The sequence below is a fragment of the Dactylosporangium sucinum genome (genome assembly GCF_014647515.1).
Lineage (GTDB): Bacteria > Actinomycetota > Actinomycetes > Mycobacteriales > Micromonosporaceae > Dactylosporangium > Dactylosporangium sucinum.
In genome coordinates this window covers 33192-46584 of sequence record NZ_BMPI01000019.1, presented here as the reverse complement: position 1 = coordinate 46584, position 13393 = coordinate 33192, and the positions used below count along the sequence as shown (strand labels likewise).

Genomic DNA, 13393 nt, shown 5'->3' with positions numbered 1-13393 from the left:
TCACCCGCGGCCCACGAACGGCATCGCGGTCGCTGTGATGGTGAGAAAGAGGACGTTCGCGTCGAGTGGAAGCCCGGCCATGAAGAGCACGGCGTCGCAGACGTGTGCCGCGTCGAAGGTTGGTTCGGTCGCCATCGTGCCGTCGCCCTGGCGGGCACCGCCGGCGAAACCGGCGGTCATCTGGGTGGCGGCGTTGCCGATGTCGATCTGCCCGCACGCGATCCGCGACGAACGCCCATCAAGGGATATCGACTTCGTCAGGCCGGTGATGGCGTGCTTCGTCGCCGTGTAGGCCACGCTGCCCGGACGAGGAGCGTGCGCGGACACGGATCCGTTGTTGATGATCCGTCCCCCCTGCGGTCGCTGGCCCTTCATCACCGCATACGCGTGGTGGGCGCACAGGAACGCGCCGGTGAGGTTCGTGTCGACGACGCGGCGCCAGTCGTCCACCGAGATCTCGTCGACGGCTCCCGGCGGCCCGAACGTGCCGGCGTTGTTGAAGAGCAGGTCCACGCGCCCCCACCGTTCGGTCACCGTGCCGAACAGGGCCGCGACCGATGCCGCGTCGGTCACATCGGTGGGCACCACCAGGGCCTCGCCCGACGAGGCCCCGGCCGCCGTCTCACGCAACGGTTCGACGCGCCGGCCGGCGAGCGCGACCCGCCAGCCGGCGTCGAGCAGGGCCGCGCCGACCACTCGCCCGATGCCCGAACCCGCGCCGGTCACCACGGCGACGTCACCAGCCGACACGGCTGCCTCCATCCACTGCGTCCGCGGACACCGGTCTACTCCCAGTGGTTGTCGCCACGCACGGTGAGGCCGCGCCGCCCGACGAGGAAGTCGAAATCCGCGCCGGTGTCGGCCTGGCGCACGTGGTCGACGTAGAGCCTGCCATAGCCGCTCTCCGGCAGGCCCCGGGGTGGGCGCCACCGCTGCGCGCGTGCCCGCAGTTCCTCCTCCGGCACGTCGAGGTGCAGCAGCCGGCGCTCCACGTCGAGCTCGATCATGTCACCGTCCCGCACCAGTGCCAGTGGTCCGCCCACCGCGGCCTCGGGCGCGACGTGCAGCACGACGGTGCCGTAGGCCGTACCGCTCATGCGCGCGTCCGAGATGCGCACCAGATCCCGCACGCCGCGACGCAGCAGCTCGCGCGGCAGCGGCAGGTTGCCGATCTCCGGCATCCCCGGATATCCCCGGGGACCGGCACCGGCCAGCACGATGACCGTGTCCTCGTCGATGCCCAGGGCCGGGTCGTCGATGCGCGCGCGGAGGTCGTCGGCGCCGTTGAACGTGACCGCGCGGCCGCGATGGCGCAGCAGCTGCGGGCTCGCGGCGGACGGTTTGATCACCGCACCGTCCGGCGCCAGATTGCCGCGCAGCACGGCGATGGACGCATTGCGGGCGACGGGATCCTGCCGGGTCCTGATCACTTCGCGGTCCCACACCTCGGCGAGGGCGGCGACCTCGCCGATCGTGCGCCCCGACACGGTCATGGCGTCGGTGGCCAGCAGGTCGCCCAGCTCCCGGATGACGGCCTGCAGACCTCCGGCCGCGAAGAAGTCCTCCATGAGAAACCGGCCCGACGGCATCAGGTCGACGAGCAGAGGAACGTCCCTGGCGACCGTGTCGAAGTCGTCCAGGGTCAGTTCGACGCCGATCCGGCCGGCCAGGGCGAGCAGGTGGATCACCGCGTTGGTCGAGCCGCCGATCGCCGCGTTGACCCGGATGGCGTTGTCGAAGGCGCTCCGGGAGAGAACGGCGGAGAGGGTCACATTGTCCCGCACGAGCTCGACCGCTCGTGCGCCGGCGTCGCGGGCGAGCACCCGGCGACGGGAGTCGACGGCCGGGATGTCGGCGTTGCCCGGCAGTCCCAGACCCAGGGCCTCGACCACGCTCGCCATGGTGGAGGCGGTGCCCATGGTGTTGCAGTGCCCGGGCGAACGGGACATGCACGCCTCGACGGAGCGGAACTCCGCCTCGGTCATCCGGCCCGCCCGCACCTCGGCGCTCATCGCGAAGACCGTGGTGCCCGATCCCACCGGCCGGCCCTGGTACCGGCCGGTCAGCATCGGGCCGCCGGACACGACGATGGCCGGGATGTCGCAGCTCGCCGCGCCCATCAGCAACGCCGGAGTGGTCTTGTCGCACCCGCACAGCAGCACGACGCCGTCGAGGGGATTGGCCCGGATCGTTTCCTCCACGTCCATGCTGGCGAGATTGCGAAAGAGCATGGAGGTCGGGCGCATCAGCGACTCGCCGAGCGACATGACCGGGAACTCCAGTGGCAGGCCGCCGGCCTCGAGCACCCCGCGCCGCACGTGTTCGGCCAGGTCACGGAAGTGACCGTTGCACGGCGTGAGTTCCGAGTACGTGTTGCAGATGCCGATGACGGGCCTGCCGTCGAAGACGCGATCCGGCAGGCCCTGGTTCTTCATCCAGGAGCGATGCAGAAAGCCCTGGACACCGGCGCCGGCGAACCAGTCCCGGGACCGTAGCGGCGCCGCGCCGTCAGCGCTGCGAGCGGACATGCAATCTCCTCAACGTGAGATCAAGCCAAGTATCTGCCGAGCCTCCGCCGGCGTGGCCGGCTCCATGCCGAGTTCCTCGATGATTCGTACGATCCGCTCCACTTGAGCGACGTTGCGCTCCGGCGCGCCGGCACGGTCGTACGGCGTGTCCTCCAGGCCGACTCGGACGTGACCGCCGAGCAGCAGCGCGTGGGTGAGCCCGGGCATCTGGTCCGGCCCGCAGACGGTCGCCGTGAACACGGATCCGGCCGGCAACAGGTCCACTGTCTGCTGGAGCACCCGCGGCGTGTACGGCATCGCGTTCTGGAACGTCGCGTGCATGCCGAGCACGAGGTTGACGACGTAGGGTGCGCTGTCGAATCCCGCCGCCGTGAGCTGCGCCAGCTCCCTGACGATGTGCGAGGGGTTGAAGACCTCCCACTCGGGCTTGATCCCCTTCTCCCGCATCAACGCCGCGAGCTGGAGCACCCGCGACGGCCGGGTGTCCATGAGCACCTCGCCGTGCGGTGTGCTGGCATATGTCGTCACCGCGTCGAACGTGCATATCTCGGCCCCGCCGTCCAGACCGCGCAACCGCTCGGTCCAGTCGAGGACGTCGGCGCCGTCCTCGCCATGGCGCACCATGTCGCCACCGACGCCGCCGCCGGTCGAGTTGTTGATCACCACGTCGCATCGGGCCCGGACAAGGTCGTTGATGCGTCGGTAGATGTCCGGGTCACAGGTCGCGGCGTGGTCCGGCCGCCGCGCATGCAGTGCGGCGACGCTGGCTCCGGCATCGACGCAGCGGTGCACCTCGTCGGCGATCTGGTCGGGCTGGGTCGGCACGTACGGTTGCAGGTCCGGCGTGACGAAGCCGCCCGTCGGCGCGATCGTGACGATGACCTTCCTCGTGCTCATGCCGCGCTCGCCGGAGAGAGCGCCGACTCGAAGAACACGGCAACCGTGAGCGCGCCCGGATCGATGACACCCACCGCGTGGTCGCCGACGTAACTCGCGCGGCCACGCCTTGCGGTGAGTTGCGCCGTCGACTCCGCTCCGGCACGAGCGGCTGACGCAGCGCGGGCGAGCGCCCGCAGGACGTCCTCGTCGTCCGCGGCGGCTGCCGCCAGCGCCGCAGCCGCCGGCGCCATCGCATCGACCATCGTCTTGTGGCCCGGTTCCGCGTGGCCCAGCCGCTGCACCGCGGCGAGGGCGTTCCCCGCGGCGAGCGCGAGCCGCGCGGCGGTGAGCCCGTCCGGAGCGGCCCTGGCGAACTCGCGGAACCACATGCCGAACAGGGGCCCGCTCGTCCCGCCGGTGCGCAGGAAGCCGTCGGAGACCGCGGCGAAGACCTCCGCGACGGTATCCGGATGGGCATTTTCGAGCGTGCGCTGCGCTCGCCGCAGCGCCGAACGTACATTGGTGCCGTAGTCGCCGTCGCCGGCCCGGCGGTCCAGGTCGGTCAGTTCCTGGTGCCGTTCCTCGATGCGTTCGATGAACCTGGCGACCCAGGAGCGGGCGTCGTCGAGTCGCAATGCCTGCATTGAACCGTCCCCTACCAGGTCAGGGCGGGCGTCCGGACGGGGGCGTCCCACAGTTCGACGAACCGGTCGGTGGCGCGGACCAGGGTGATGGACAAGCCCCGCATGTCCAGGGACGTCACGTAGTTCCCGACGAGCGTGCGCGCGATCGTGACGCCCCGGGCACCGAGGTAACCGTCGAGCTCGTGGTGCGCCAGCGACAGTTCGAGTCCCGTCATCGCGCCGAGTCCGTTCACGATCGCGATCACCGCATCGCCCCGGCCGAGACCGAGCCCTTCCTGGACCGGCGCGGTCAGCGCGGCGATCAGTTCGCCGGCCTGCGCCCGGGGGCGTACCTCCACGCCGCGCTCGCCGTGAATGCCGACGCCGAACTCGATCTCGTCATCGCCCAGGTCGAACGCCGGCCGGTCGTCGCCCGGGTGGGTGCAGGCCCGGAACGCCAACGCCATCGTGCCCGACGAGTGGACCACGTCGCGTCCCAGCGCGGCGACCTCGGCCAGACCGGCGCCCGCCTCGGCCGCTGCGCCACAGATCTTCTCGACCGCGATCACGGCGGCGGTGCCCCTGCGGCCCGGCCGGTGGCTGTCCGGCTGCGACGGTCCGGCGCCGTCGACGCGCTGCAGGTCCGTCGCCACGTCGTCGTCGACCAACACCGTCTCGGTCGCGATGCCGTCCTCGGCCGCGAGTTCGGCCGCGATGGAGAAGTTGAGCACGTCGCCGGTGTAGTTCTTCACGATCAGGAGCGCGCCGCGGTCGCGGTGTGCGGCTCGGATCGCGGTACTGATGTCGAACGCCGTGGGACTGGCGAAGACCGCTCCGGGAACGGCCGCGTCGAGCATGCCCATGCCGACGAACCCGGTGTGCAACGGTTCGTGCCCCGATCCGCCACCGGACACCAGCGCCACCTTCGCCGGGGTGGCGCCGGCGCGGATGACGTAGGCGGGCTCCTCGCTGATGGCCACGAGGTCCGGGTGGGCGCGCTGAAGGCTGGTCAGCCCGGAGGCGACCAGCGTCGCGCCGTCGTCGGCGAGCGACCGGATGCTCATCTCGGCTCTCCGGTGACCGGCACCCGACGCGGGTCCAGCAGGCCGCGCGCCTCCGCCGGCGTGGCCACCTCCCGGCCGAGCCGGCGTGCGAGCTCGGCCACCCGCGCGACCAGTTCGGCGTTGTCGGGCAGGCCAAGGTCCGGATGGTGATAGTCGCCGACCCCGACGCAGAGATGACCACCGCGGGTGATCACCTCTTCGGCGACGGCGAAGATGTCGCCCCGGTAGGCGGACACGAACCACTGGTACTCGTATCCGGCCGGGAGGAACTCCAGATGCGCCCGCAGGCCCTCGATCGTGGCCGGGTGTGCGGCCAGGAACTCAGGGCCGCCGAGCACCATGTGCACCACGGCGGGCTCGTCGACCTCGCCGGCGGCGAAGTGCGCGGCGATCGCGCGGGTCCAGCTGACGTTGAACGTCACCATCCACGGTGGCATGCCGAGCGCACGCGCCTGGGCGAGCAGCGTTCGCTGGGTCCCGGTGTCGTTGAGGAAGACCCGGTCGCCGGTCTGGAATCGGCGCGCCTGCGGGTCCCACAGGTCCATCATGGCGGCGCCCATCTCGACCACCAGGAAGTCCGCGCGGGTGGTCGGGTCGTGGGCGTTGTCGGCCACGTTGGCCAGCCGCTGTTCGAGCGTGAAACCGGGGGCGTTCGCCAGCGGCGGCGCGAGCAGGATGTCGCACCGCTCGTGAATGGCGCGCATGATGGCGCCGTAGGTCCCGGCCGAGAAGTCGGCCCCGCCATCGGGCGTGCGGGCGTGGAAATGCGCCAGCGAGGCACCCGCCGCGTGGGCGGCGGCGACGTCGGCGGCGATCTCCTCGGGCGTGTAGGGGACGTGCGGGTTGGGTTCCCGGATCGCGCCCTCGTTCGGGTGGACCCCGATGATGAGCTTGTTCATGTCGGCCTCCGCTCGCCGCCGCGGGGACGTCGGCCGTCCCAGGCGCGGCGAATCTGTCAGTGGCCGAATGCTCGTCCGTGCTCGGTCACGACACAACGGGGGAGTTCCGATGAACGGGACGGCACGGCCGGGCAGTTCCCGCGCCGGAGGCCGAGCTCTCAGGCTCCCGGTGGCGCGGCCACATCCGCAGCGGGCGAGATGACCGCGGCGATGCGGTTGGCCGTCGCGGTGACGTGGGAGACGAGTTCGTCCCGCTTCACCGTGAAGCGGGACTTGGGTGCGGTGACGGAGACCGCCGCGACCGCATGGCCGTCCTCGCCCAGCACGGGCGCGGCCGCGCACCACGCCTCCTCGAGGAACTCGCCCTGGTCGAGGGCGAAGCCCTGCCGCCGGATCCGGGTCAGTTCCTGGCGGAGCAGCGCCGGCCGGCACAGGGTGAATCTCGTGTGCGCGACCGGCACGAACTCGGCAAGGTAGGTGTTGACGAGGTCGGGGCGACTGTACGCCAGGATCGCCTTGCCGCCCGCGGTGCAGTGGGCCGGCAGCCGGCTGCCGGCGCGTGCCTCGATCTGGAAGGTGTGCGTCGAGGCGATCGTGTCGAGGTACACCAGGTGCCCGTCCACGAACACCCCGAGGTTCGCCGCTTCGCCGACCTGTGCGGCGAGCGCGGCCAGGTGAGGTCGCGCGAGCTCCACCATGCTCGTGCGCGATCGGACCCGATCGGCCAGACTCACGATCTTCTTCGTCAGCCGGTACTTGCGGGTGTTCGGATCCTGTTCGGCAAATCCGGCCGCCACGAGCGTCGTCAGGAGACGGTCGATCGACGTCTTGGAGATCTGTAGCGTGCGGGACAACTCCGACACGCCGCACAGCGACTTGGGTGCCATCGCCTCCAGCAGTCGCAGCGCGTTGCTCACCGAACCCAGCTGACGCTCTTCGTTCCTCATAGCGGAACAGACTAGCCCGCCGTCGTTGACCAACTTTGGCGGTGTTGCTACCGTCCGCGTCACCTCAACGAATCCTTGTTACGCAATGCGGAACAACGCAATTCCAGGAGGGCCCGTTGTCAACCAATCTTGCAGTGCCGTCGATGCTGGACCGCTACGTCTGTGACGACGGCACGGTCTACCTGACGGGGATCCAGGCGCTGGTGCGCATGCTGCTCGACCAACGAAGGCTGGACCGCGCCCGCGGCCTGCGCACAGCGGGCTTCGTCTCGGGCTATGAAGGGTCACCACTGGCCGGATACGACCTTGAGCTCGCCCGCCGGTCGGCCCTGCTCGATGAGCACGACGTGATCCATCGGCCCGGCCTCAACGAGGAACTCGCCGCGACCGCCGTGCAGGGGACCCAGCTCGCCGCGACCCGGCCGGACGTTCGCGTCGAGGGCATCTTCGGGGTCTGGTACGGGAAGGCGCCCGGACTCGATCGCGCCACCGATGCGCTCCGCCACGCCAACCTGATGGGCACCCACCCCGCGGGGGGCGCCCTCGCCCTGGTCGGCGACGACCCGATCGCCAAGTCGTCGACCGTGCCGAGTGCATCCGAGCCCGCGCTCGCCGACCTGTGCATGCCGACGGTGTATCCCGCGGACGTGCAGGAGATCGTCGATCTGGGCCTGCACGCCATCGCCATGTCTCGCGCGAGCGGCCTGTGGACGGCCATGAAGCTCCCGACCAACGTCGTCGACGGCGGCGGCATGGTGCGCGTGGGCCCGGGCCGGGTCCAGCCGGTCCTGCCGGAGGTCCGGCATGATGGTCGGCCGTATCGGCATGCGGTGACGGCCCGCCTGCTGCCGCCGGTGCCCGTGGTCGCCGAGTCGACCGCGTTCAACGTCCGCCTGGAGATAGCGCGCGAGTACGCCGCGCTGAACGCCCTCAATCCGATGCGCTCCGGTGGCCGGCGAGACCGGTTCGGCATTCTCACGGCGGGCAAGGCATACCTTGACGTGTGCCAGGCGCTGCGGTTGCTCGGCCTCGACGAGGAGGCCCAGACCCGATACGGGATCCGCGTGCTCAAACTCGGCATGATCTTCCCGCTCGAGCCGCGGATCATCGAAGCGTTCGCGGAGGGACTCGACGAGATCCTCGTCGTGGAGGAGAAACGGCCGTTCCTGGAGACCGCGGTCAAGGCGGAGCTGTACGGCCGGACCGCAGCGCCGAGGATCCTCGGCAAGCGCGACGATGCGGGGTCACCGCTGCTCGCGAACGATGGGGAACTGGACGTCGACGCCATCGCGACCGCGCTGGCGACCCGCTTGGCCCGGGCCGGCGACGTTCCCGAGGCTCGGGCATGGCTGTCCAGCCGGGCCCCGCGCCGGCAGGTGAACGTCCCCCGCCCGCTGCCCCTGCTCTCACGCACCCCGTACTTCTGCTCCGGCTGTCCACACAATCGATCCACCCAGGTTCCCGAGGGCTCGCTCGTCGGTGGGGGCATCGGTTGCCACAGCATGGTGCTGTTCATGGAGCCCGAGCAGGTCGGCGACGTGGTCGGGGTGACCCAGATGGGCGGTGAGGGGACCCAGTGGCTCGGCATGGAGCCCTTCCTGGCGACCCGGCACCTGGTGCAGAACATCGGGGACGGCACGTTCCACCACTCGGGCAGCCTCGCCGTGCGGGCAGCCGTGGCCGCCGACGCGAACATCACCTTCAAGCTGCTGTACAACTCGGCGGTGGCGATGACCGGCGGTCAGGCCGCGGTGGGCGTGCGCACCGTGCCCCAGCTGACCGAACTGCTCGCGGCGGAGGGCGTCGCCCGGATCATCGTGACGACGGAGGAGCCGGCGCGCTACCGCGGCGTCCGGCTCGCCCGTGGTGCCCAGGTGTGGCATCGAGACCGGCTGGAGGAGGCTCAGCGGGTACTGGCCGATGTTCCGGGCGTCACGGTACTCATCCACGACCAGCAGTGCGCGGCGGAGAAACGTCGCGAACGCAAGCGACGACGTCCGGCCGTGCCCGAGGTTCGGGTGCTCATCAACGAACGGGTCTGTGAGGGCTGCGGCGACTGCGGGACCAAGTCGAACTGCCTGTCGGTGCAGCCGGTGGCGACCGAGTACGGCCGCAAGACGCGGATTCATCAGGCATCGTGCAACACGGACTACTCCTGCCTCGACGGCGACTGTCCGTCGTTCGTGACCGTCCGGCCCGGCAAGCCGAAGCCGGCCGGAACACCTGGCCGGCCGGTGCCGCCGCCCGAGCCGGATCAGCTGCCGGACCCCGTGCCGTGCGTGGACGCCGACGACTTCACCGTGCGGATCACGGGGATCGGAGGCACCGGTGTGGTGACCGTGGCCCAGATCCTGGCCGCCGCGGCGCATCACCACGGCCTGTTTGTGCGCTCCCTCGACCAGACCGGCCTCTCGCAGAAGGGCGGCGCCGTTGTTTCCGACATCAAGCTGTCGCGGGCACCGAGCGAGCGGGCCAACAAGCTCGCCGCGGGGGAGTGCGACGTGTACGTCGGATGCGACATTCTGGTCGCGGCCCAGGACAAGCACCTCGACGTCGCCGACCGGCACCGCACCGTGGCGGTCGTGTCCACCGCGCAGGTCCCGACCGGAAGGATGGTCGTCGACACCGGGGCCGCCTTTCCCGGGATCGCCGACCTGACGTCGGTCGTCGCCGCCACGACCCGTGCGTCGCCGGGCGCGTTCTTCGACGCGCGCGCGGTAGCCGTCGACGCCTTCGGCGACGACCAGTACGCCAACGTGATCCTGCTCGGCGCGGCGTACCAGCTGGGAGCGCTGCCACTGCCGCTCGCGGCGTTCCGCCACGCGATCACCCTCAACGGGGCATCGGTCGAGGTGAACCTGCGGGCGTTCGAGCTGGGCCGCCGGTCGGTCCTGGGGAACCCGGTCCCTCCGGGGGGCGCGGCACCACGGGCGACGCTGCCCGACGTCGCGGCGCTGGTCGCGAGGTTCGCGCCCGGCCTGCGCACGAGCGCGCCCGCAGCCGTCGTCGAGTTGGCAACGAACCGGGCCGGCGATCTTGTCGGTTACCAGAGTGCCGCGTACGCCCAGCGGTACCTCGCCGCCGTCGAGGCGGTCTGGCGGGCGGAGAGTTCGCGGGTCCCGGGCCGTTCCGAGCTCACCGAGGGCACCGCGACGTACCTGTACAAGCTCATGGCCTACAAGGACGAGTACGAGGTTGCCCGGCTCTGCCTGGATCCCGAGTTCCGTGCTCAAGTCGCGGAGCAGTTCGGCAGCGGCGCGCGGTTCGCCTGGCGGCTGCATCCACCCGTGTTGCGGGCGCTGGGACTCGGCCGCAAGGTCTCGTTCGGCCGGTGGGCCACGCCCCTGCTCGCGGCGTTGCGGGCCGGCCGTCGGGTGCGCGGCACCCGGTGGGATCTCTTCGGGCTCACCGAAGTACGGCGAACCGAGCGCCGGCTCGTCGCCGAGTACATGTCGGTCATCGAGGAGACGCTGGATTCCTTGCACCCGGACAATCACGACATCGCCGTGCAGATCGCCGGGTTGCCCGACCAGATCCGGGGCTACGAGCACGTCAAGCTCGTCAGCGTGGGGCACTACGCCCAGCGCCTGAGCGCGCTGCGAGCACAGTTCAGCACGGCCGGCCCGCCGCCGGCCTCCGACCACACGATTGGATGATCATGCCGATGACACGTGCGGTGATTTCCGCACCCGACATATCCGGTGGGCTGGCGATCGGTGAGGTCCCGGCACCGTCGCCCGCCGCGGACGAGGCCCTGGTCGCCGTGCGCGCCTTCTCGCTCAACGCCGGGGAGGTCAGGCGGGCGCTCAAGCCGGCCGAACGCTGGCACCCGGGCTGGGACCTGGCCGGTGTGGTCGAGGTCGCGGCCGCCGACGGCTCCGGACCGGCCGCCGGTACCCGTGTGGTCGGGTTTGCCGGGGTCGCGGGCGGCGGCTGGGCCGAGCACGTCGCCGTTCGCACCGCCAACCTGGCGCCCGTGCCCGAGGGCGTCTCGCTCGCCCAAGCGAGCTGCCTGCCCGTCGCCGGGCTCACGGCGCTGCTCTGCCTGGAGAAGCGGGACTCCCTGCTCGGCCGCCACGTTCTGGTGACCGGCGCGTCCGGCGGGGTCGGCCAGTTCGCCTGTCAGCTCGCCGCGGCCGCGGGCGCCTCCGTCGTGGCGTCGGTTCGCCGCATCGAGCAGGCGTCGGCGCTGCACGGTTCGGGCGTGGACGAGGTGGTGCTCGCCGCCGAGCCGTTGTCGAGGCGCTTCGACGTCATCCTGGAGTGCGTGGGCGGCGACTCACTGGCCCGGTCGCTGGCCAGCCTGGCGCCGGACGGCGTCTGCGTGCTCTACGGCAACGCGTCCGAGAGCCCCACGACCTTCACGGCACGCGACTTCTACCAGGGCGGCGGCGTGACGCTCTACGGCTTCTTTCTCGGCACCGACCTGCCGGACCGATCAGCCGGCCCAGGGCTCGCCCGGCTGCTCGAACTCGTCCGGGGCGGTCGCCTCAGGGTGCCGATCGAAGCCGAGGCGCCCTGGCAGGAACTGCCGGAGCTGGCGCGCCGCTATCACGACCGCGAGATCACGGGCAAGGTCGTGCTGACCATCGGCGACGGCACCTCCGCAACCGCGCCCAAGGCCGGGTGACCAGCCCGTCCGGGCCGCGACACGCTGTTTCGGCAATGTTACGTACGAGGGTCTACTACGTGAACCAGTTCACGTATCCGTTGGTTTCCGGATGGTGCCACGGTCGGCCGGGCCGATAGCTTGATGAGGCCCTGAGCAGGTCATGGAGCTGTTCGGCAAGGAAGGAGGTGTGAAGAGATGCGGGAGAGCGGAATCGACACCAGCCCGGCAGCGCTCGCCGGCGAGTCCCTGCCGGCGAACGTGGCGTCGTCGGCGCGACCGCGGTCCACCGCACCGCGGTCGTCCCTGTCGTTGGGTTGCCTGGGTGTGGCGTTGGCGCTGCTGCTCTGGGAGGTCGTCGCCCGGGTGGGGCTCGTCCCCGCGACCGAGGTGCCGCCGGCCACCACCGTGCTGCGTGAACTGGTGCGACAGCTCACGCAGCCGGCGTTCTGGGACGCGATTGCCGCGACGCTGGCGCAGTGGGCGATCGGGATGGGCCTGACGACGGCGATCGCGGTGCCGATCGGACTCCTGATGGGTTCGCTCGAGCCCGTGTGGCGCGCGTTTCGCCCGACCGTCGAGTTCCTGCGGCCGGTCCCGGGCATGGCCCTCGTGCCACTCGCGATCCTGCTCTGGGGACTGCGCCCCACCAGCGTGGTCTTCCTGATCGTCTTCGGCAGCGTGTGGTCACTGATCGTGACGACCATGTACGGCGCTCGCAATGTCGACGAGGGAGCCCGTGACACAGCGCGATCCTTCCGGTTGACCCGGATCGAGCGGACGCTGTGGGTCGTGCTGCCGAGCGCGCTGCCGTACGTCGCGACCGGACTTCGCGTCGCCTCCGCAACGGCTTTGATCATCGCGGTCGGCGCGGAGCTCGTGATCGGGGTGAATGGGATCGGTTACGACATCGCCCGGGCACAGACAGCCGGGGCGGTGGCTCCGATGTACGCGCTCATTCTGACCTCCGGCCTGATCGGCGTGGCCATTCACCTCGCGTTCAGCCGGCTCGAACGGCGGTTCCTGCGATGGCACCAGTCCCAGCGGCGAGAGGTGACGCCATGACGAAGCGGAAGCTCGGCTACGTCGCACTGGAGGTCGGCGTCACCACGGCGCTGCTCGCCGCGGCCTGGATCTACCTGGACGGCGATCGGGGCTTCGCATGGACCTCGGTACCGCAGATGCTGGAGGCCTTCCGCAACGCCTGGCTGTTCGACCGGGTCGGCAGCGACGTCGTGCCGAGCCTCGTCCGCCTAGCCCTCGGCTTCGGCGCGGCCACGCTGCTGGGCGTCGCGCTCGGGGTCGCGGTCGGCGCTTCGCGGACGGTGCGACTGCTGACCCAGCCGGTCATCAGCTTCCTGCGGTCGCTGCCCGCCGTCTCGCTGCTGCCGCTGTCGCTGGTGCTGTTCGGCATCGGTACCGCGCAGAAGGTCTTCATCATCGCCTTCGTCTGCTGCTGGCCGATCGTGCTGCACGTCGCCGACGGGATCGTCGAACTGGACGCGACGATGCTCTCGACGGCACGGGCCTACCGGATTCACGGCCTCGACCGACTGCGCCTGGTGCTGCTGCCGGCGATCACCCCGCGGATCTTCGCCGGGATGCGCATCAGCCTCTCGCTGGCGGTGCTCCTGCTGGTGACGAGCGAGATGGTCGCGGCCAGCAACGGCATCGGCTACTTCGTCTGGCGGTCGCAACTCAGCTTCTCCATACCGGACATGTGGGCCGGGATCATGCTCCTCGGCCTGTTCGGCTACGGGCTCAACGCCCTCCTGCAGGTCGTCGAGCGGCGCGTGTGCCGGTGGCACATCAACATGACCGGACGCACTGAATAAGCGCAGGAT

General features: G+C 70.7%; 11 protein-coding genes. 4 read left to right on the top strand and 7 right to left on the bottom strand.

The window, feature by feature from the left end:
• The 7 genes from IEZ31_RS20575 to IEZ31_RS20545 form a co-directional block, all read right to left on the bottom strand.
• The gene (locus tag IEZ31_RS20575; RefSeq protein ID WP_190251536.1) at positions 1 to 750 is read right to left on the bottom strand and encodes an SDR family oxidoreductase; all 750 of its coding nucleotides are present in this window, start codon (positions 748 to 750) and stop codon (positions 1 to 3) included.
• Positions 751 to 785: 35 nt separating this feature from the next.
• Positions 786 to 2528, bottom strand: a complete 1743-nt coding sequence (locus tag IEZ31_RS20570; protein WP_190251535.1) for an IlvD/Edd family dehydratase — start codon at positions 2526 to 2528, stop codon at positions 786 to 788.
• A gap of 9 nt (positions 2529 to 2537) precedes the next feature.
• The gene (locus tag IEZ31_RS20565) at positions 2538 to 3425 is read right to left on the bottom strand and encodes a beta-keto acid cleavage family enzyme (RefSeq protein WP_190251534.1); all 888 of its coding nucleotides are present in this window, start codon (positions 3423 to 3425) and stop codon (positions 2538 to 2540) included.
• Entirely contained in the window at positions 3422 to 4051 is a 630-nt protein-coding gene (gene dhaL, locus IEZ31_RS20560) for a dihydroxyacetone kinase subunit DhaL (protein WP_190251533.1), read from the bottom strand. Before dhaL ends, IEZ31_RS20565 begins: the two co-directional genes overlap by 4 nt.
• An 11-nt stretch (positions 4052 to 4062) precedes the next feature.
• A complete protein-coding gene (locus IEZ31_RS20555) occupies positions 4063 to 5094 on the bottom strand; it encodes a dihydroxyacetone kinase subunit DhaK (RefSeq protein WP_190251532.1) in 1032 nt (343 codons plus the stop codon).
• Positions 5091 to 5993, bottom strand: a complete 903-nt coding sequence (locus tag IEZ31_RS20550) for a 3-keto-5-aminohexanoate cleavage protein (RefSeq protein ID WP_190251531.1) — start codon at positions 5991 to 5993, stop codon at positions 5091 to 5093. Before IEZ31_RS20550 ends, IEZ31_RS20555 begins: the two co-directional genes overlap by 4 nt.
• Before the next feature lie 158 nt (positions 5994 to 6151).
• Positions 6152 to 6940 carry an IclR family transcriptional regulator gene (locus IEZ31_RS20545; protein WP_190251530.1) on the bottom strand — a complete coding sequence of 263 codons (789 nt, stop codon included), beginning with the start codon at positions 6938 to 6940 and terminating at the stop codon, positions 6152 to 6154.
• A 41-nt stretch (positions 6941 to 6981) separates the two neighbouring features.
• Here IEZ31_RS20545 and IEZ31_RS20540 point away from each other — a divergent pair, with 41 nt between their 5' ends.
• The 4 genes from IEZ31_RS20540 to IEZ31_RS20525 all read left to right on the top strand — a co-directional run bounded on the left by IEZ31_RS20540 (position 6982) and on the right by IEZ31_RS20525 (position 13384).
• A complete protein-coding gene (locus tag IEZ31_RS20540) occupies positions 6982 to 10596 on the top strand; it encodes an indolepyruvate ferredoxin oxidoreductase family protein (RefSeq protein ID WP_229835626.1) in 3615 nt (1204 codons plus the stop codon).
• Positions 10597 to 10604: 8 nt separating this feature from the next.
• Positions 10605 to 11570 (top strand): zinc-binding dehydrogenase, encoded by a 966-nt coding sequence (locus tag IEZ31_RS20535; RefSeq protein ID WP_229835618.1) that lies wholly within the window; start codon positions 10605 to 10607, stop codon positions 11568 to 11570.
• 312 nt (positions 11571 to 11882) lie between these two features.
• A complete protein-coding gene (locus tag IEZ31_RS20530; protein WP_190251528.1) occupies positions 11883 to 12614 on the top strand; it encodes an ABC transporter permease in 732 nt (243 codons plus the stop codon).
• On the top strand, positions 12611 to 13384 hold the full coding sequence (locus IEZ31_RS20525) for an ABC transporter permease (protein ID WP_190251527.1): 774 nt from the start codon (positions 12611 to 12613) through the stop codon (positions 13382 to 13384). The genes IEZ31_RS20530 and IEZ31_RS20525 overlap by 4 nt, the downstream gene beginning before the upstream one ends.
• Positions 13385 to 13393 lie beyond the last annotated feature (9 nt).